The 19,761-nt window shown below is 64.4% G+C and carries 15 protein-coding genes and 1 pseudogene; 12 read left to right on the forward strand and 4 right to left on the reverse strand.

Annotated elements, in window-relative coordinates:
- The 4 genes and pseudogenes from QN413_RS15210 to QN413_RS15225 form a co-directional block, all read left to right on the forward strand.
- A complete protein-coding gene (locus QN413_RS15210) occupies positions 1-762 on the forward strand; it encodes an ATP-binding cassette domain-containing protein (protein WP_323497413.1) in 762 nt (253 codons plus the stop codon).
- A gap of 277 nt (positions 763-1,039) precedes the next feature.
- Complete coding sequence (locus tag QN413_RS15215) at positions 1,040-1,951, forward strand: bestrophin family protein (protein ID WP_323497414.1); 912 nt, start codon at positions 1,040-1,042, stop codon at positions 1,949-1,951.
- 93 nt (positions 1,952-2,044) lie between these two features.
- A complete protein-coding gene (locus QN413_RS15220) occupies positions 2,045-3,106 on the forward strand; it encodes an NAD(P)-dependent alcohol dehydrogenase (RefSeq protein WP_323497415.1) in 1,062 nt (353 codons plus the stop codon).
- A 111-nt stretch (positions 3,107-3,217) separates the two neighbouring features.
- A pseudogene (locus tag QN413_RS15225) lies at positions 3,218-3,438 on the forward strand (SDR family NAD(P)-dependent oxidoreductase); the annotation flags it as partial.
- Positions 3,439-3,465: 27 nt separating this feature from the next.
- Here the strand turns inward: QN413_RS15225 and QN413_RS15230 are convergent.
- Entirely contained in the window at positions 3,466-5,706 is a 2,241-nt protein-coding gene (locus tag QN413_RS15230) for an NADP-dependent isocitrate dehydrogenase (RefSeq protein ID WP_323497416.1), read from the reverse strand.
- Positions 5,707-5,864: 158 nt separating this feature from the next.
- Between QN413_RS15230 and QN413_RS15235 the strand changes: the two genes are divergently transcribed.
- From QN413_RS15235 to QN413_RS15250, 4 genes are read left to right on the forward strand one after another with little or no spacing between them, the layout of a single operon-like run.
- Positions 5,865-6,419 carry a formate dehydrogenase subunit gamma gene (locus tag QN413_RS15235; protein WP_323497417.1) on the forward strand — a complete coding sequence of 185 codons (555 nt, stop codon included), beginning with the start codon at positions 5,865-5,867 and terminating at the stop codon, positions 6,417-6,419.
- Positions 6,416-8,002 carry an NADH-quinone oxidoreductase subunit NuoF gene (locus QN413_RS15240; protein ID WP_323497418.1) on the forward strand — a complete coding sequence of 529 codons (1,587 nt, stop codon included), beginning with the start codon at positions 6,416-6,418 and terminating at the stop codon, positions 8,000-8,002. Before QN413_RS15235 ends, QN413_RS15240 begins: the two co-directional genes overlap by 4 nt.
- A 40-nt stretch (positions 8,003-8,042) precedes the next feature.
- Positions 8,043-10,925: a formate dehydrogenase subunit alpha gene (gene fdhF / locus QN413_RS15245; RefSeq protein WP_323497419.1), complete on the forward strand. Its 2,883-nt coding sequence runs from the start codon at positions 8,043-8,045 to the stop codon at positions 10,923-10,925.
- A gap of 12 nt (positions 10,926-10,937) precedes the next feature.
- Positions 10,938-11,171 carry a formate dehydrogenase subunit delta gene (locus QN413_RS15250; protein ID WP_323497420.1) on the forward strand — a complete coding sequence of 78 codons (234 nt, stop codon included), beginning with the start codon at positions 10,938-10,940 and terminating at the stop codon, positions 11,169-11,171.
- Between the two features lie 32 nt (positions 11,172-11,203).
- Here QN413_RS15250 and msrB read toward each other — a convergent pair whose 3' ends face one another.
- Positions 11,204-11,692: a peptide-methionine (R)-S-oxide reductase MsrB gene (msrB, locus tag QN413_RS15255; RefSeq protein WP_323497421.1), complete on the reverse strand. Its 489-nt coding sequence runs from the start codon at positions 11,690-11,692 to the stop codon at positions 11,204-11,206.
- A 148-nt stretch (positions 11,693-11,840) separates the two neighbouring features.
- Between msrB and QN413_RS15260 the strand changes: the two genes are divergently transcribed.
- Positions 11,841-15,059 (forward strand): PAS domain-containing protein, encoded by a 3,219-nt coding sequence (locus QN413_RS15260; protein WP_323497422.1) that lies wholly within the window; start codon positions 11,841-11,843, stop codon positions 15,057-15,059.
- A 77-nt stretch (positions 15,060-15,136) separates the two neighbouring features.
- A complete protein-coding gene (locus QN413_RS15265; RefSeq protein ID WP_323497423.1) occupies positions 15,137-16,480 on the forward strand; it encodes an MFS transporter in 1,344 nt (447 codons plus the stop codon).
- An 83-nt stretch (positions 16,481-16,563) separates the two neighbouring features.
- Here the strand turns inward: QN413_RS15265 and QN413_RS15270 are convergent, their stop codons facing one another.
- Positions 16,564-17,871: an SUMF1/EgtB/PvdO family nonheme iron enzyme gene (locus QN413_RS15270; protein ID WP_323497424.1), complete on the reverse strand. Its 1,308-nt coding sequence runs from the start codon at positions 17,869-17,871 to the stop codon at positions 16,564-16,566.
- A gap of 134 nt (positions 17,872-18,005) precedes the next feature.
- Between QN413_RS15270 and QN413_RS15275 the strand changes: the two genes are divergently transcribed.
- Both QN413_RS15275 and QN413_RS15280 read left to right on the forward strand, forming a co-directional pair.
- Entirely contained in the window at positions 18,006-18,194 is a 189-nt protein-coding gene (locus QN413_RS15275) for a hypothetical protein (protein ID WP_323497425.1), read from the forward strand.
- Positions 18,191-18,637 (forward strand): hypothetical protein, encoded by a 447-nt coding sequence (locus QN413_RS15280; RefSeq protein ID WP_323497426.1) that lies wholly within the window; start codon positions 18,191-18,193, stop codon positions 18,635-18,637. The genes QN413_RS15275 and QN413_RS15280 overlap by 4 nt, the downstream gene beginning before the upstream one ends.
- On the opposite strand, the gene QN413_RS15285 is transcribed toward QN413_RS15280, so the two are convergent.
- Complete coding sequence (locus QN413_RS15285; RefSeq protein WP_323497427.1) at positions 18,615-19,694, reverse strand: TRAP transporter substrate-binding protein DctP; 1,080 nt, start codon at positions 19,692-19,694, stop codon at positions 18,615-18,617. The two genes, QN413_RS15280 and QN413_RS15285, sit on opposite strands and share 23 nt — an antisense overlap.
- Positions 19,695-19,761 lie beyond the last annotated feature (67 nt).

Here is a 19,761-nt window from a genome sequence, read left to right on the forward strand (position 1 = left end):
ATGACTGCGTCACTGCCTTCTATTGCTCCGGCGCTCGACATCGATTTGCGGCTCACGCTTCAGACTGCCGACCGCGTCTTCGAGCTGCATTCACGCTTCACTTCGACCGCTCACCGCACCGCGTTGATGGGTGCATCGGGCTCCGGAAAATCGACCGTGCTGATGGCAATCGCCGGCCTCACGCCCTCGGTGCGCGGCCATGTGCGTATCGGCTCGCATGCGCTACTCGACTCGGCACGCGGCATTGATCTGCCAGCGCGCTCGCGCCGCGTGGGCATGGTGTTCCAGGACTACGCGCTTTTCCCGCACATGACCGTCGCGCAAAACCTGATGTTCGGCGTGCATCGCCTCGGCACGCGGCCCGACGATGCGCAGCAGGCGCGCGTCGATGCGCTGATGCAGCAGTTCGATCTGGTCCGATTGCGCGATGCGATGCCGCGGCACTTGTCCGGCGGTCAGCGGCAGCGCGTGGCGCTGGCCCGCGCACTCGCGGCGGAGCCGCAACTGCTGCTGCTCGACGAGCCGCTGTCGGCGCTCGACGCGCCGCTGCGCGTGCGCCTACGCCGCGAGCTTGCCGAAATGCTCGACCGCGTGCGGGTGCCGACGTTGCTGGTCACGCACGACCCGCAAGACGTCGAAGCGCTGGCGCAATCGGTCATTCATATCGATAACGGGCGGGTCGTCGAGGCGGGCTCTGCCGATGCGTCGCCCGACGTGTCAACCGACGCATTGCCCGTCTTCGTCTCTACCGGAGTTCCTTGACATGCGCGCCTGGACCCTCTTCCGCTTGCTGAGGCACAGCCTGGCATCTTTCGCCACCCGCGACCGATGGTTACCGCGCCGTGTTCTCGTGGCCGGTGATTCGCAGCACAGCAGTCGGCGATGGCGTGCTGGTGCTGTTTGAGCGTGACGGTCATGCGCCACGTGCGCAACCTGGTCCGCATCGAAGTGCGCATTCTGGACTGATTGCATCGGTGCCGGCATCAGCCGCATGTGCTGCACAGTGCCGTCAGAATGAGCGCTTTTCATCCCTGCACACATGATCGTCCGACCCCGACCCCATTGGCTGCGCATGCTCTTCGTGTGGCGCGGGTCGGTGCTTCGCGACATCGCACCGCAACTGCTGGCGACGACGCTGTTCGCCATCGCCATCACCCTGCTCCACGGCCGCGTTTTCCAGTGGAAGATCCCGCTCAATTTCGTGCCCTTCTCGCTCATAGGCCTGACGCTGGCGATCTTTCTCGGCTTCAGGAACAGCACGAGCTACGCGCGGTACTGGGAGGCGCGAACGCTGTGGGGCACCCTGCTCAACGAGACGCGGTCGCTGGTGCGCCAGGCGCTCACGCTGGTCGATGAGCCCGAGCGTGCGTCGGCGTTGACGCAACGGCTGATCGCCTTCGTGCATGCGTTGCGGCATCAGTTGCGCAGTACCGATCCGACGGCGGACCTTGCACGGCTGCTGTCGCCTGCGGAATGCGAGCGACTTTCGGCCGTGCAGTACAAGCCCGCCGTCCTGCTCCTGATGGCTGGCGAATGGCTGCGCGACCAACGGCAAGCCGGCCGACTCGCGCCCGCGTTGCAGCAGGCGATGGAATGGCCGCTCAGCCGCCTCAGTGAAGCACTCGGCGGCTGCGAACGCATTGCCAGCACACCCATTCCGTTCACTTACGCGGTCATCATTCATCGCACGATCTACATCTATTGCGTACTACTGCCCTTTGGCCTGATCGATTCGATCGGCCCCATGACGCCGGTGATCGTGGCCTTCATCGCCTACACCTTCTTTGCGCTCGAAGCGCTCGCCGCAGAGATCGAAGAGCCCTTCGGCGAAGCGGCCAACGACCTCGCTCTCGACGCCATGTCCCACATGATCGAGTCGACATTGCGGGAGATGATGGGGGAACTCGCGGCAACCCCGAAACCGGTTCCAGCCAACTTCATCTTGACTTGAAACCCTTCGCAAGCGCCTGCGAATTGGACGGCGTATGTTCCGTGAGTTCAATTTTTCAAGCCTCGCTTTAAGCCAACGCACCGGAAGCTTTTTATGACCCTCACCCACGCCTACGCGGCCCAGTCCGCCACCACGCCGCTCGCCCCTTTCACCTTCGAGCGCCGCACGCCCACCGCACGCGATGTCGCCATCGACATCCTCCATTGCGGCGTGTGCCACTCCGATCTGCATACTGCCAAGAGCGAATGGGGACCGTCGGTTTTTCCGTGCGTGCCGGGCCATGAAATCGTCGGGCGCGTCACCGCCATTGGCAGTGACGTATCCAAGTTCAAGGTCGGCGACATCGTCGGCGTCGGCTGCATGGTCGACAGCTGCCAGCACTGCCAACCCTGCGCCGACGGGCTCGAACAGTATTGCGACAACGGCATGACCGGCACCTACAACAGCCAGGAGCAGGTCTCGCGCGCCAACACGCTGGGCGGCTACTCCGACCACATCGTCGTCTTCGAAAAGTTCGTGCTGAAAGTAACGCACGACGAAAAAGACCTGGCCGCCGTGGCGCCGCTGCTGTGCGCCGGCATCACGACCTACTCCCCGCTGCGTCACTGGAAAGTCGGCCCGGGACACAAGGTCGGCATCGTCGGTTTGGGCGGCCTGGGGCACATGGGCGTGAAGATCGCCGCGGCACTCGGTGCGCATGTGGTGCTCTTCACCACATCACCAGGCAAATCGGCGGACGCTCTGAGGCTCGGCGCCAAGGAAGTCGTGGTGTCGAAGAACCCCGACGAAATGAAGGCTCATCTCAACAGCTTCGACTTCATCCTCAACACCGTGGCCGTGTCGCACGACCTCGACCCTTTCCTCGCGCTGCTCAAGATGGATGGCACGATGACGCTGGTCGGCGCGCCGAGCACGCCGCATCCTTCCCCTGGCGTCTTCGGCCTGATCACCAAGCGCCGCAGCATCGCCGGCTCGATGATCGGCGGCATCCCGGAGACGCAGGAGATGCTCGACTTTTGCGCCAAGCACAACATCGTTTCGGACATCGAAGTCATCAAGATGCCGCAGATCAACGAAGCCTATGAGCGCATGCTCAAGAGCGACGTCAAGTACCGCTTCGTCATCGACATGTCGACGGTGCAGGAAACTCTCTGATGAAAATCAGCGCACGCAAGCCCTCCCAGGCAAGATCATTTCGGTCGTCCGTGGTCCAGTCACCACTGAAGTGACACTCGAAATTGCAGCCGGAGTCGAGCGTGATGATCAGGACCGACTGAGCGAGCGCTGGCCCACGCTCTTGACGTGACGCAGCCCGAGTAAATTGAGGCGGTCGTGGCCGAAGCCACGCGCCGCTTCGGCCGAGCGGGGCGCTCGTCAACAACGCAGGCTATGGCTATCTCGCTGCCATCGAGGAAAGCGAAGACGCTGAAGTGCGCGCCATGTTCGAGACCAACGTCTTGCGACTCGTCGACATGACGAAGGCGGTGCGGACCGCCCTTCCCTCAACGCACGAACTAGCTCTGCGCTGAAGCCAAGGCCGCGTTGAGCGTCGCACTGGGCCGCATGATGGCGTCGCACTTCTTTGGATCGGCAAGGTAGTAGCCGCCGATGTCGGCAGGCTTGCCTTGCACTGCTGCAAGCTCGTCGACGATCTTCTTTTCGCCGTCGGTGAGGCTCTTGGCCAGCGCGGTGAAACTCGACTGCAATTGCTTGTCGTCCGTTTGTGCCGCGAGCTCTTGCGCCCAGTACATGGCCAGATAGAACTGGCTGCCGCGGTTGTCGAGCTGGCCGGTCTTGGGCGACGGGTTCTTGTTGTTGTCCAGCAGTTTGCCGGTTGCAACATCCAGCGTCTTCGCGAGGATGACGGCCTGCTTGTTGCCGGTCTTCAGGCCCAGGTCTTCGAGCGACACGGCCAGCGCCAGGAACTCGCCAAGGGAATCCCAGCGCAGGTGGTTTTCTTCCACCAGCTGTTGCACATGCTTGGGCGCCGAACCGCCAGCACCGGTCTCGTACATGCCGCCGCCGGCCATCAACGGCACGATCGACAGCATCTTGGCGCTGGTGCCCAGCTCCATGATCGGAAACAGGTCGGTCAGGTAGTCGCGCAGGATGTTGCCGGTCACCGAGATGGTGTCGAGCCCACGAATCACGCGCTCCAGCGTGTAGCGCATCGCGCGCACCTGCGACATGATCTGGATGTCCAGGCCGGTGGTGTCGTGGTCCTTCAGGTAGAGCTTGACCTTCTTGATGACCTCGTTTTCATGCGGGCGGTACGGGTCGAGCCAGAACACGGCGGGCGTGCCCGAATTGCGGGCGCGCGTGACGGCCAGCTTGACCCAGTCGCGGATAGGCGCGTCCTTCACCTGGCACATGCGCCAGATGTCGCCCTTCTCGACGTTTTGCGAGAGCAGCACTTCGCCAGTGGCAAGGTCGACGATGTTGGCCACGCCGTCATCGGGGCACTCGAAGGTCTTGTCGTGCGAACCGTATTCCTCGGCTTGCTGGGCCATCAGGCCGACGTTGGGAACGGTGCCCATGGTCTTGGGGTCGAAGTTGCCGTTCCACTTGCAGAAGTTGATGATCTCCTGGTAGATGCGGGCGAAGGTCGACTCGGGCATCACGGCCTTCACGTCCTTCAGGCGGCCGTCCGCCCCCCACATCTTGCCGCCGTTGCGGATCATCGCGGGCATCGACGCGTCCACGATGATGTCGTTGGGCGAATGGAAGTTGGTGATGCCCTTGGCCGAGTCGACCATCGCCAGCTCGGGCCGATGCTCGTGGCAGGCGTGCAGGTCCTTGATGACCTGCTCACGCTGCGACGACGGCAGCGTCTCGAGCTTGTCGTACAGGTTGACCATGCCGTTGTTGACGTTGACGCCCAGCTCTTCGAACAGCTTGGCGTGCTTCTCGAACGCATCCTTGTAGAAGATGCGCACGCAGTGGCCGAACACGATGGGGTGCGACACCTTCATCATGGTGGCCTTGACGTGCAACGAGAACATCACGCCGGTCTTGTGCGCGTCTTCGATTTCTTTCTCGTAGAAGGCAATCAATTCCTTCTTGCTCATGAACATGCTGTCGATGATCTCGCCGTCTTTCAGCGGCACCTTGGCCTTGAGCACGATGGTCTTCCCGGTCGCGGTGGTGAGTTCCATCTTGACGTCACGCGCCTTGTCGAGCGTCATCGACTTTTCGCCGTGATAGAAGTCGCCGCGGTGCATGTGCGACACATGCGAGCGCGAGGCCTGGCTCCAGTCTGCCATGCTGTGCGGGTGCTTGCGGGCGTAGTTCTTGACGGCCAGCGGCGCGCGACGGTCGGAGTTGCCTTCGCGCAGTACCGGGTTCACGGCGCTGCCGGTGCACTTGCCGTAGCGGGCGCGAATCGCTTTGTCTTCGTCGGTCTTCGGGGCTTCCGGATAGTCGGGCAATGCATAGCCCTTCCCCTGCAGTTCCTTGATGCAGGCCTGAAGCTGCGACACCGATGCGCTGATGTTCGGCAGCTTGATGATGTTGGTGTCCGGCAGCAGCGTGAGCCGGCCGAGTTCTGCCAGGTTGTCGGGCCGGCGCTGGGCTTCGGTCAGAAATTCCGGGAACTCGCCCAGGACGCGGGCCGCCACCGAAATGTCGCTGGTGGTGACCGTGATGCCGGCCGGCGCGGTGAATGCGCGGACGATCGGCAAAAACGCCGCTGTCGCCAGCGCCGGCGCCTCGTCGGTCAGCGTGTAAATGATGGTCGGTTCGGTCGTCGTGCCCATGCGCGTGATTCCTTGGTGAAGATGCGTAATTGTCGCTCTGTCGCCGAGCGGACTGCCAGTCCGAACGCTGGAAAACCCTGATTTCACGAATGCATCGGTCCATTTTTGGATTGAATTGGACTGACCGGCGCTGAAGGTCGAAACTTTTCCCGGACACCATGACTCCACTGACCTACCCCTCGCCTGCACTCTCGGCCCGGTCCTCACCACATGCCGACGCGGCTTCCGTCGTGGGCGACGTGCTGATGCGCCGCGCCGGCGAGCCCGGTGCGCTGCTGCCGATCCTCCACGACGTGCAGGATGCGCTCGGCTACGTCCCTGCCGACCAGGTGCCGCCCATCGCCGAGGCATTGAACGTGTCGCGCGCCGAGGTGCACGGCGTCGTCACTTACTACCACCACTTTCGGAGCGCGCCCGCGGCGCGGCATGTGCTGCAGATCTGCCGCGCCGAGGCGTGTCAGTCGATGGGCGCCAATGCGCTGATGGCGCATGCGGAACTCCGCCTCGGCTGTTCGGCGCACGACAGCGCGAAGAGCAGCACTTCGGCAGATGGCGCCTTCACTCTGGAGCCGGTCTTTTGCCTCGGCTTGTGCGCCTCGTCGCCAGCCTTGCTGCTCGACGATGAATTGCACGCGCGCATGACGCCGCGGGCTTTCGATGCCTTGATCGCCGAAGTCGTCGCTGTTGCCGAGCCGGTCGGGACCACAACATGAATGCGGTCACCGTGTACGTCCCGCGCGATGCTGCCGCACTCGCTGTCGGTGCCGACCGCGTGGCGCGCCGCATTGCAGACGAGGCGCAAATGCGTGGACTCGACGTCCACATCGTGCGCAACGGATCGCGCGGCCTGATGTGGCTCGAACCTCTGGTCGAGGTCGCCACGTCGGCAGGTCGCGCCGCGTACGGGCCGGTGACGCCTGGCGATGTCGCGGGCCTGTTCGATGCCGACTTCATCGTGCCGACCGGCGCCAGGCCACATCCCCTGCATCTCGGCCTGACTGACGACATCCCGTATCTCAAGAACCAGGAGCGCCTGACCTTCGCGCGCATGGGTATCACCGACCCGCTGTCGCTCGCCGACTACGAAGCCCATGAAGGTTACGCCGGCCTGCGCCGTGCGATGACCTTGATGCCCGCGGACATCGTGCAGCAGGTGCTCGACTCGGGCCTCCGCGGGCGCGGTGGCGCAGCATTTCCGGCGGGCATCAAATGGAAGACGGTGCTCGCCACGCCCGCGTCGCAAAAGTACATCGTCTGCAACGCCGACGAAGGCGATTCGGGCACCTTCTCGGACCGCATGACGATGGAGGGCGACCCGTTCATGCTGATCGAGGGCATGACCATCGCTGGCATCGCGACCGGCGCGACGAAAGGCTATGTCTACATCCGCTCAGAGTATCCGCACGCGATCTCCACGATGAACGAGGCCATCGGCATCGCCAACGCGGCCGGCTTTTTCGGCGAAGACATCCTCGGCTCGGGCCACGATTTTTCGCTCGAAGTGCGCAAGGGCGCCGGCTCGTACGTGTGCGGCGAAGAAACCGCGCTGCTCGAAAGCCTCGAAGGCAAGCGCGGCATCGTGCGCGCCAAGCCGCCGCTGCCGGCCATCACCGGCCTCTTCGGCAAGCCGACGCTCATCAACAACGTGATCACGCTGGCCAGCATTCCGGTGATCCTTGCGCGTGGTGCGGCGTTCTATCGCGACTTCGGCGTCGGGCGCTCGCGCGGCACGCTGCCGATTCAGCTGGCCGGCAACATCAAGCACGGCGGACTGGTCGAGAAGGCCTTCGGCGTGACGCTGCGCGAACTGCTCTACGACTACGGCGGCGGCTCGGCGTCGGGCCGGCCGATCAAGGCGGTGCAGGTCGGCGGTCCGCTCGGCGCCTACCTGCCGGAGTCGAAATGGGATTTGCCGCTCGACTACGAAGCGTATGCGGCGGCCGGCGGCACGGTCGGGCATGGCGGCATCGTGGTGCACGACGACACGGCCGATTTGTCGAAGCTGGCACGCTACGCAATGGAGTTCTGCGCCATCGAATCGTGCGGCAAGTGCACGCCCTGCCGCATCGGCTCGACCCGCGGCGTCGAGGTGATCGACAAGATCCGCGCGAACCACGGCCGAGAAGAGCAAGTCATGCACGTCGAGCTGTTGCGCGACCTGTGCGACACGATGCTCCACGGCTCGCTCTGCGCCATGGGTGGCATGACGCCCTTCCCGGTGCTGTCGGCGCTCGACCACTTCCCTCAGGACTTCGGCATCGTCGCGGTCGAATCCATTGCGCCACTGCCTGCCTGAACCGGCCTGAAGCCGTCAAACGAAGTCACCGGACCAACCCATGCTGGACACCCACAAAGACACCGACTACGGCACGCCCCGTCGCGAATCACCGCGCGAGGTCACGCTCGAAATCGACGGCAACGAAGTGACAGTGCCGGCCGGCACGTCGTTGATGCGCGCTGCCGTCGACGCCGGCATCCAGGTGCCCAAGCTCTGCGCCACCGACAGCCTGGAACCCTTCGGCTCTTGCCGCCTGTGCCTGGTCGAGATCGATGGCCGAAAGGGTTATCCGGCCTCGTGCACCACGCCTGCCGAGGCCGGCATGAAGGTGCGCACGCAAACGCCCAAGCTGCAGCAATTGCGCAAGGGCGTGATGGAGCTCTACATCTCCGACCATCCGCTCGACTGCCTGACCTGCGCGGCCAACGGCGACTGCGAACTGCAGGACATGGCGGGCGTGACCGGCTTGCGCAACGTCCGCTACGGCTTCGACGGCGCCAACCATCTGAAGGCGAAGAAAGACGAGTCGAACCCCTACTTCACCTATGACCCAAGCAAGTGCATCGTGTGCAACCGCTGCGTGCGCGCCTGCGAAGAAACGCAGGGCACCTTCGCGCTGACGATCAGCGGCCGCGGCTTCGAGTCGCGCGTGTCGCCGGGGCAAGACGAACCCTTCATGGCGTCGGAATGCGTGAGTTGCGGCGCCTGCGTCTCGGCCTGCCCGACCGCCACGCTGCAGGAGAAGTCGGTCATCTGGCTCGGTCAGCCGGAGCACAGCGTCATCACCACCTGCGCCTACTGCGGCGTGGGTTGCGGCTTCAAAGCGGAGATGAAAGGCAACGAAGTCGTGCGCATGACGCCGTGGAAAGACGGCAAGGCCAACGAGGGCCACTCGTGCGTCAAGGGCCGCTTCGCCTGGGGCTACGCAACGCATCAAGACCGGATGTTGAAGCCGATGATCCGCGAGAAGATCACCGACCCATGGCAGGAGGTGAGCTGGGATGTGGCGGTGGACCACGCGGCCAGCGAGTTCAAGCGGCTGCAGGCCAAGTACGGCAAAGATTCGATCGGTGGCATCACCTCGTCACGCTGCACCAACGAAGAAACCTACCTGGTGCAAAAGCTGGTCCGCACCGCTTTCGGCAACAACAACGTCGACACCTGTGCGCGCGTGTGCCACTCGCCGACCGGCTATGGGCTGGGCCAGACGCTCGGCACGTCCGCCGGCACGCAGACGTTCAAGTCGGTCGAGCAAGCCGACGTGATCGTGGTCATCGGCGCGAACCCGACCGACGGCCATCCGGTGTTCGCGTCGCGCATGAAGAAGCGGCTGCGCGGCAGCGCCACCGTGGCTGGCGCCAGGCTGATCGTGATCGACCCACGCCGCATCGACATCGTGCGCTCGCCGCATGTGCAAGCGGATCACCACTTGCAGCTGAAGCCCGGCACCAACGTGGCGGTGATCACCGCAATGGCGCATGTCGTGGTCACCGAAGGGCTCGTCGCCGAAGCATTCGTGGCCGAACGCTGCGACGCCAAGTCGTTCGGAGAATGGCGCGAATTCGTGGCGCGTGCCGAGAATTCGCCCGAGGCGATGGAAGCGGCGACCGGGGTGCCGTCGGCCGACCTGCGCGCAGCGACACGCCTGTATGCGAATGCCGCGAACGGTGCCATCTACTACGGCCTGGGCGTGACCGAACACAGCCAGGGCTCGACGATGGTGATGGGCATCGCCAACCTCGCGATGGCCACCGGCAACGTCGGCCGTGAAGGTGTGGGCATCAACCCGTTGCGCGGACAGAACAACGTGCAGGGTGCCTGCGACATGGGCTCGTTCCCGCATGAACTGCCCGGCTACCGGCACGTATCCGACAGCATCACGCGCGCGTCGTTCGAAGCAGCGTGGGGTGTCGAGATCAGCCCCGAGCCGGGCCTGCGCATACCCAACATGTTCGATGCGGCGTTGAGCGGCAGCTTCAAGGGTCTGTATTGCGAAGGCGAGGACATCGTGCAGTCGGACCCCAACACGCAGCACGTGGCCGCCGCCATGATGGCGATGGAATGCGTGGTGGTGCAAGACCTCTTTCTGAACGAGACCGCCAAGTACGCGCACGTGTTTTTGCCCGGCTCGTCGTTCCTCGAAAAAGACGGCACTTTCACCAACGCCGAGCGGCGCATTTCGCGCGTGCGCAAAGTGATGCCGCCCAAGGCCGGACTGGCCGATTGGGAAGTGACGCAGAAGCTGGCGCAGGCGCTGGGCTATCCGATGCACTACGCCAGCCCGAAAGAAATCATGGACGAGATCGCCGCGCTGACGCCGACTTTTTCCGGCGTGAGCTACGAGCGGCTCGACGAACTCGGCAGCATCCAGTGGCCGTGCAATGCCGACGCGCCCGAGGGAACGCCGACCATGCACATCGACGCCTTCGTGCGCGGCAAGGGCAAATTCATCGTCACGCAGTACGTGGCGACGGACGAGAAGGTCACGCGCAAATTTCCGCTGCTGCTGACCACTGGCCGCATCCTGTCGCAGTACAACGTCGGCGCGCAAACCCGTCGCACCGACAACAACCAGTGGCACAGCGAAGACCGGCTGGAAATCCATCCGCACGACGCCGAGGAGCGCGGCATCGCGGAAGACGACTGGGTCGGTATCAAGAGCCGTGCCGGGGAGACGGTGCTGCGCGCGACGGTGTCCGAGCGCATGCAGCCGGGTGTGGTCTACACGACATTCCACTTCCCGGAATCGGGTGCCAACGTCATCACCACCGACAACTCCGACTGGGCCACCAACTGCCCTGAATACAAGGTGACAGCGGTGCAGGTCATGCCTGTGATGCAGCCTTCTGCGTGGCAACAGGAATACAGCCGGTTCCACAAGGTGCAGTTGGATCTGTTGGCTGCGCGCGCCGAGCCAGCAGATGTCGCGTCGGCGAAATGACGGTCCTGCGCGATGCAAGTTGATTCGCTGGTACGCATGGCCAACCAGATCGGCACCTTCTTCGAGGCGATGCCCGACCGCGAGGAGGCGCTGGAAGGCATTGCGCAGCACTTAAAGCGATTCTGGGAACCGCGCATGCGGCGTGCGTTACTGGCGCACGTCGACCAAAGTGGCAGAGGCGACACCACCGACTTAAGCGCAATGGTCGTCGAAGCAATCAGCCTGCACCGCGACGTGTTGGGCTGACCAGAGCGCATCGGAAGCGCCCGGCGCCCGGCTCAGGTCTGGACGGTGAACGCCATCGCCAGACCGTTCATGCAGTAGCGCAGGCCGGTCGGCGGCGGACCGTCGTCGAAAACGTGACCCAGGTGGCCGCCGCAGCGCCGGCACAGCACCTCGTCCCGGCTCATGCCCAGGCTGTTGTCAGACGTCTTTTCGACCGAGTTGTCCATCGGCTGGTAGAAGCTGGGCCAGCCGGTGCGGCTGTCGAACTTGGTGGTCGACGAGAACAACGGCAACTTGCAGCCAGCGCACGAGAACGTGCCGGTACGCTTTTCCTTGTCGAGCGGGCTGGAGTACGGCCGCTCGGTGCCCGCCTGGCGAAGCACCTGAAATTGCTCGGGCGTGAGCATCGCCTTCCACTGCGCCTCGGTGTGCGTCACCTCGTAGGCCTTGGCGGCGCGGGCGACCGGAGTGAGCAACAAGCCGGGAAGCGTGCCGAGCGCGCCGGCCGCGAGAGTGAACAGAAATTGCCTGCGGGGTGCCATGGGTTCTCCGATGAGGTGTCTGGTTGACGCAATCCGGAGTTTCGGCGGCGTTTGGTACCCGCTGTGTACGCAGACAAACGCTCCGCGGATTCTTTTACTGGGACTTTTCCGGACAACAAAGCACTGGCGCACCTCCCATAATCTTTCGATGAAGCGCGAATCTTCCTTGCTCGGATGGCCGGCTGGCGCCGGCGAGGCGGCGGCGCTGGCGCGTGGGCTCGATGCCCGTCGCTCGCCTTTGGGGGCTCCACCGGCCTGGCCGCAAGCCTTGCGCACAACGCTGGAATTGATGTTGCCGGCGCATGCGCAGATGGTGCTTTTCTGGGGGCCCGAGCTGGTCGCGCTGTACAACGACGCCTACGCGCCGACCATCGGCCTGAAGCACCCGACAGCCTTCGGAAGGCCGGCGGCAGAAAACTGGGCAGAACTGTGGGACGACCTCGGCCCGCTGTTGAATCAGGTGTTGCAACAGGGCGAGAGTTTTTCGGCCATCGACAGACCGTTCCATATCGATCGCCACGGCCATCTCGAAGAAGTGTTCTTCGACGTGTCGTTCTCCCCCGTGCGCGAGGCCAACGACCACATCGGCGGCGTGCTGTGCCTCGTCAACGAAACCACCGAGCGCGTACACGGTCGCCTGGCACTTGCTGAAAGTGAAACGCGCCTTCGCGATGCGTCACGGCGCACCGCACTTGCCCTGAGCGCGAGCGCCATCGTCGGCACCTGGATGTGGGACGTGCAGACCGACATGGTGTTCGCCGATGAAGCCCTCGCGACGGCTTTTTCCTTGCAGGCGCCGGACAGGCAAGGCGGCCTGCCGATTTCGCGATTTCTGGAAGCGATTCATCCCGATGACCTGTCCAAAGTGCAGGCAGCCATCGCCGAGTCGCTTGCCCAGGGCGCGCCGTACCGCGTCGAGTACCGGGTGCGGACGCTCGACGCTCGCTGGCGGTGGGTGGAGGCCAGCGGTTACGTAGAACACGACGCAATGAACCGGCCCCTGCGCTTTCCTGGCGTGATGGTCGACATCGACAGCCGCAAGCTCGCCGAACAGGCGCTGCGGGAAACCAACAAGCAACTGCGACTGGCGCAGGCGGCGGGCGGCATCGGCGTCTTTCTGCTCGACATCGCGACCAACGAACTGAGTGTGTCGGCAGAGTTCTGTCGCATCTTCGGCGTGCCGGTGCGGCCTGAATTCCAGGCCTCGGTCGTCGAAGCCTTGCGCATCGACGCGGTGGAGCCGATGTCGACTCTGACGAACCGCGTCGATGGCTCGTTGCGCCTCAATGTCGAATACCCCATTCGCCGCGCCGACGATCAGTCGTTGCGCTGGATCGCACGGCGTGCCGAACTGGTTCGCAACGACGCCGGCAAGCCGATGTTGTTGCGCGGCGTGGTGCAGGACATCACAGGGGCCAAGCAGGTCGAAGCCACTTTGCGCCAGAGCGAGGGCCGCTTTCGTGCGCTGGCCCAGGCAGTGCCCAACCAGGTTTGGACCGCAGCAGGAGACGGCCGGCTCGACTGGTTCAACGACCAGGTCTATGAGTACTCCGGCATGCACTTCGAGCAACTCGAAGGCAACGGCTGGGCGACGATCGTCCATCCAGACGACCTGCCCGATGTCGTGTCGCAATGGCAGCTTTCGCTTGCGACGCAATTGCCCTACGCAGCGGAGTTTCGGCTTCGTCGGCTCGACGGCGACTACCGTTGGCATCTGGTGCGCGCCCATCCGGTGCAGGACGGCGACGGTCACGTCGGCGAAACCGGCGAAGGCAGCGCGCCGATGCGCTGGGTCGGTACCAACACCGACATCAACGACCAGAAGGCAGCGCAGGAGCGCCTCGCGCAAAGCGTCGAAGAGCGCACGCGCGACCGCGACCGGCTGTGGCAACTAAGCGCCGACATCATGGTCGTCGGCGACTTCGACGGCATCATTCGGGCGATCAACCCGGCCTGGGAAACGTTGCTCGGCTGGACGGAAGCGGAACTGGTCGGCCAGCCCCTGCTCGATTTTGTGCACCCGGACGACATCGACTCGACGGTGGCCGAAATCGCCAAGCTGTCGCGTGGGCAGATCACGCTGCGCTTTGAAAACCGGTATCGCCACAAGGACGGCAGCTATCGCACGTTGTCATGGAGCGCGGTGCCCGACACGGACTCTCTTCATGCGGTCGGGCGCGACATCACGGCGCTGCGCGACTCCGAGTCGCGGCTGCGCCAAAGCCAGAAGATGGAAGCCATAGGGCAACTCACCGGCGGCATCGCGCACGACTTCAACAACTTGCTCCAAGGAATCACCGGCTCGATCGAGATCGTGCGGCGCCGCGTCGCGCTGGGCCGCACCGACGACCTCGACCGCTACATGAGTTCAGCAACACAGTCGGCGCATCGTGCAGCCGCGCTCATTCAACGGCTGCTGGCCTTCTCGCGGCGCCAGACGCTCAACCCGCGCGCGGTCGATGTCAACGCATTGATCGGCTCGATGGAAGACCTGCTGCGCCGCACGCTGAGTGAGCAGGTGCGGCTCGAGGTGCAGTTGGCCGACGGCGTAGGCGCTGCGTTGGGTGACGAGCCGCAACTCGAAAGCGCCATCCTCAACCTGGCCATCAATGCGCGCGACGCCATGCCGCATGGCGGTGCTCTGATCTTGTCGACCGGCCATGCGACGCTGCGCGAATCCGAGACGCGCCATCACGAAGGCCTGGACGCCGGCGACTACATCGCCATTTCGGTCGCCGACACCGGCACCGGCATGTCGCCTGAAGTCCTGGCCAAGGTGTTCGACCCCTTCTTCACGACCAAGCCCATCGGCCAGGGCACCGGCCTCGGACTTTCCATGGTGTACGGCTTCGCACAACAGTCGCGCGGTCATGTCCGCATCGAAAGCCGCGTCGGCCACGGCACGCGCGTGACGCTCTATTTGCCGCCAGCCCATGCCGACGCCGCTGCAGCCGTCGAGGCGGAGGCCGCAGCCGCTGCGCTTCCACAGGGGCGCGGCGAGGTCGTGATGGTCGTCGAGGACGATCCGGCCGTTCGACTGCTGGTGCTCGACGTGCTGGCCGACCTCGGCTATCGCACCATCGAGGCCGTCGACGGCACCACGGCCATGCCGATATTGCAGTCCGCGGTGCCGATCGATCTGCTGGTCACCGACGTTGGCCTGCCAGGCATCAACGGCCGGCAGTTGGCTGAGTTCGCACGCCAGCAGCGGCCGGGCTTGCACGTGCTTTTCATGACCGGCTATGCGGAACATGCAACGACTCGCGCCGAGTTTCTGGAGCCTGGCATGGACCTGATCGCCAAGCCCTTCGCAATCGACGATTTCGCGCAGCACATCGAGCAGATCGTGCGAGGACCGTCGAGCTGATCGCGTCCGCCCGCGCGACCGATATTCCGGCGCGGCTCGACCGCTTGCCGTGGTCGCGCTGGCACTGGCGCGTGGTCATGGCGCTCGGTATCGCGTGGGTGCTCGACGGACTCGAAGTGACGCTGGTCGGCTCGATCGGCGCGGTGCTCGAGCGTGCCGACACGCTGGCGCTCACCGCGACCGAGATCGGCTGGTCGGGTTCCGTCTACATCGCCGGTGCGGTCGTGGGTGCCCTGCTGTTTGGCCGGCTGACCGACAGGCTCGGCCGCAAGAAGCTGTTTCTCGTCACGCTGGTGGTCTACACGATCGGCACGCTGGCGACGGCGTTCTCGAACGACTTCGCCTTCTTCGCGCTCTGCCGCTTCGTCACCGGACTGGGCATCGGCGGCGAATACGCGGCCATCAACTCGGCCATCGACGAACTCATTCCGGCGCGGCTGCGGGGGCGTGTCAACCTCGCGATCAACGGAAGTTTCTGGGTCGGTGCAGCGCTCGGTGCCGGGCTCAGTCTGGTACTGCTCGACCCGCGCGTGCTCGGGCCGGTGTGGGGCTGGCGCGTCGGCTTCGGACTCGGCGCAGTGCTGGCCGTCGCCATATTGCTGGTACGGCGCGACGTGCCTGAAAGCCCGCGCTGGCTGATCGCGCAAGGCCGCGAAGAGGAAGCTCGCCGCATCCTCGACACCATCGAATGCGAAGTGGCAGCGGAATGCGGGCCGCTGCCACTGGCGGTCGGCCTGACGGTGTCGGGCCGGCGCACGCCGCCAACGATGCGCGAGGTCGCGCACGTGCTGTTGCGCAAGTACCGGCGACGCAGCGTGGTCGCGATGGCCTTGATGATCTCGCAGGCCTTTTTCTACAACGCGATCTTCTTCACCTACGCGCTGGTGCTCACGCGCTTTCATCGCGTACCCGAAGGCCGCGTGGCGCTCTACATCTTTCCGTTCGCGCTCGGTAACGTGCTCGGTCCGTTGCTGCTCGGCCCGCTGTTCGATCGCATCGGGCGTCGCAGGATGATCGCGTTCACCTATGTGCTGTCGGGCGTCGGGCTGGCGCTCACCGGCGGCGCGTTCATGCTGGGTTGGCTCGACGCGTTGACGCAGGCGCTGTGCTGGTCTGCGGTGTTCTTTCTGGCGTCGGCGGCGGCCAGCTCGGCGTATCTGACGGTGAGCGAGGTGTTTCCTCTGGAGATGCGGGCGCTGGCCATCTCGATCTTCTATGCAGTGGGCACAGGCGCGGGTGGTTTCGCTGCGCCGGTGTTGTTCGGCATGCTGATCGAAACCGGCAGCCGCGGCGCGGTGACGGTCGGCTATTGCATCGGCGCCGCGCTGGTCATCGTGGCGGGCTTGCTGGCCCTGCGGATGGGCGTGGACGCGGAACGCAAATCGCTGGAGGATGTGGCGCCGCCGCTGGGCGCGGACTGACTTTGCCTCTGATTTTTACCCGTCGACTGCAGCACTCATGTGCAAAAAAGTGGATGCAGGCGCAGCCTGGCCACCGACCGTCCTCAAACCGCGCAGGTTCTGAATCCGAAGAAGCCATCGTCACGACCCGGCGCGGCAAAGTCGCGCCGCTTGTCGGAGCGCAGCCGGGCGCGGGTCGCGAACGATGCACCGCGCAGCACGCGCGCCTGGCCGAAGGCGGGCACCGGATCGAAGGCACTGCCGGCACTCCACGGGTCGGCCTTGAAGCCGACCCACGGCTGCAAGGTTCCAGCGGTCCACTCCTGCACGTCGGACCACCGAAAGCCACGGCGTGCCGCCGTGTGCGCAGCGATCTCCCATTCGACTTCGGTCGCGACGCGGCGACCGGCCCAGCGGGCCCAGGCATCGGCCTCCCACCAGCTCAAGTGCACGGCACTCTGCTGGCCCGCGGCACGCACCGTGGTGCCGAAGCGGCGTTGCAACACCGAGCCACCGCTGCCATGCCGCGCACCGCCGATCTGCTCGACATAGCGTGGCGCACGACGCCCTTCGACCTGCGCGTTGAGCCAGCGCCATCCCTCGGGATGCCAGAGCGCGCTCGCGTCGTAGCCGCCATCGTCGACGAACTCGATGAATTGGCTCCAGGTGATCGGCTGCGCATCGATCTCGAACTCTGGCACTTCGATGCGGTCGCCGCCGCGTTCCTGTGCAAAGACGAAACCGGCATCGGGCAAACCTAGCTCCCACGTCGTCGCAGGCACCAGCAAGGGTTCACGCGTGACGGCAGTCGGGGTCTGCTCGATGCCGAGCGGCAAACCGAGTGCTTGCGCCGTCACGACCAGCTGCTCGCCGCACAGATCTTCATAGAACAACGCGAGCCGATAGAAGTACAACCCGGCATCCGTTTCTGCCGCGTGCTCCAGCAGCTCGAGCGTGCTCTCCAGCGTTTCGAGCAGATAGGCCTTGGTCTGGCTCAGGTCGGGCAAGTCGGGCAACCAGCGTGTATCGGGCGTGCGCTGCGTCGGGTTCCACCAGCCGTCGGCGTTGGGGTCGATGGCAGCCAGCCGCGTCGGACGCGCCGGGCAATCGGCGCCGAAAGCACGCTGCGTGTTGCGGGCGATCCACCACTCGGAAAACCAGCCGACGTGGCCGGCCATCCAGACCGGCGACGCGACACCCTCTTCGCCCTCTGCATACGCAGCAGCGGCCGGCAACTCGACCGAGCCCCACACGTTTTCGCACAGCGACAGCAGATGCAACGTGTGATTGCGTGCATCGATCAGCGCCAGCGAAAGCAGTTCCCGGCCCGCACGCCGCATGTCGGGCGAGTCGATGGAATATGGCACCGGATGTGCGCTGAACGGCGTCGATGACGGGGGGCTCGAAGGCATGCGCGATTATGGCGACAGCCGTTGCGCACGCTGATGCAGGCTGTAACATGCGCGCTTTTGTCGAGCTCGGAGCAAGCCCCAACGCAAGCTCAAGAGGGCTCCCATCTTGTTGCGATCCGTCGGGAGAAAACCCTTTGTCCGCACTTTTGAGGTTCGCGACAGTCACGGACTGGATCAGCGAAAAATTCGGCAAGCTCGCCGGTTATGCGGTGCTGTTCGCGTCGCTCATTTCGGCCGGCAACGCGCTCATCCGCTGCGGCTTCGACTTCAACAATGCTCCGACGAAGCCGGCGCCACCCCCGGCTTACGAGACGGCGCCATGAACGCGATCGACAGCCCCGCGTTCCCGCGCCTGCTCCGCATCCTCGCGGTGGTGCTGGCGTTCGACGTCGTCGCATTCGGCGTCTGGAGTTTTCCGGCCCTGCGCAGCACGGCGTGGTCGGCTGGCAGCGTGTGGGTCTTCGGCCTGGCATCGGTGTGCGTGATGTGGATGGGCTACTGGATCGTGCGCAGCCGCACCCGGCTCGATGGCGACGTCATGACGCAGACGTGGTTGTGGAACAAGCGCGCGGACGCACACGATGTCGTGCAGCTCAAACTCGTACACATCCGCTGGCTCGAACGTGCCATGGCGCCGCGTTTGCGGGTGCGCCGACGCAATGGCGCGATCATCTGGTTTCACTCGGCCGACCCACGGCTGCTCACCGCTTTCATTGAGCGTGTGGCGCAGTGCGCCATGCAAACTACAGCTTCTGCTGCTGCATGAAGCGATCGAACGTGCCTTCGGTGTAGCGGAACCAAGCGTTTTCGTCACCGAGAAACTTGACCCAGTCTGGGTAGATCTTTTTCCACTCGGGGTTCGTGTGGTTAAGGTCCGAGTAAATCTGCCGCGCCGACTTGAAGGCCGCATTCATCACGTCTTGCGAGAAGGGTCGCAGCTTGGTGCCCGAGCCGACCATTTGCTTCAGCGCGATCGGGTTCTTGGCGTCGTACTTGGCCGTCATCGAGAGGTTGGCCTGTGCGGCCGCCCCTTCGACGATGGCCTTGTACTCGGCCGACAGGCCTTCCCAAGCCTTGCTGTTGATGTAGAAGTCGATTTCCGCACCACCCTCCCACCAGCCGGGGTAGTAGTAGAACGGCGCGACCTTGTTGAAGCCGAGCTGCTGGTCGTCGTAGGGGCCGACCCATTCCAGGCCGTCGAGCGTGCCCTTCTCGAGTGCCGGGTACAGGTCAGCGCCGGGGATGGATTGCGCAATGACACCGAAGGGCTCGAGCACCTTGCCGGCAAACGGATTGGTGCCGAACCTGAGGCCCTTGAGGTCGGCGATCGACTTGATTTCCTTCCGGAACCAGCCACCCATCTGGGCTCCTGTATTGCCGCCCGGCAGGTTGACGATGTTGTACTTGGCATAGAAGGCACGCATCAGCTTCATGCCGTTGCCCTCGTACATCCATGCGTTCTGCTGCCGCGTGTTCATGCCAAAAGGCACTGAGCAGCCGAGGCAAAACGCCGGGTCTTTGCCGTAGAAATAATACGGCGCGGTGTGGGCCATTTCGACCGCCCCGCTTTGCACGCCATCGACCACGCCGAACGCCGGAATAAGTTCGCCGCCTGCATGCATCGATATCTGGAACCTGCCGCCACTCATGTCGCGGACGCTTTTAACGAAGGCCTCGCTGGTGCCGAAGATGGTGTCCAGCGACTTCGGAAAGCTGGAGGCACAACGCCAGCGCACCACCGCCTGGGCGTGCACGGCGGGCGCACTGCCGACGGCGAGGATGCCGGCAATGCCTGCGTTTTTAATGAGAGAACGACGGTCCATTGGGTTGTCTCCTGGGATGCGGGGAACTACGCAAGACGCAGCTGGTGACCGCGTTGACGGCTCTTGA

The sequence above is a fragment of the Variovorax sp. LG9.2 genome, from assembly GCF_035018885.1.
In the GTDB taxonomy this organism is placed as follows: Bacteria; Pseudomonadota; Gammaproteobacteria; order Burkholderiales; family Burkholderiaceae_C; genus Variovorax.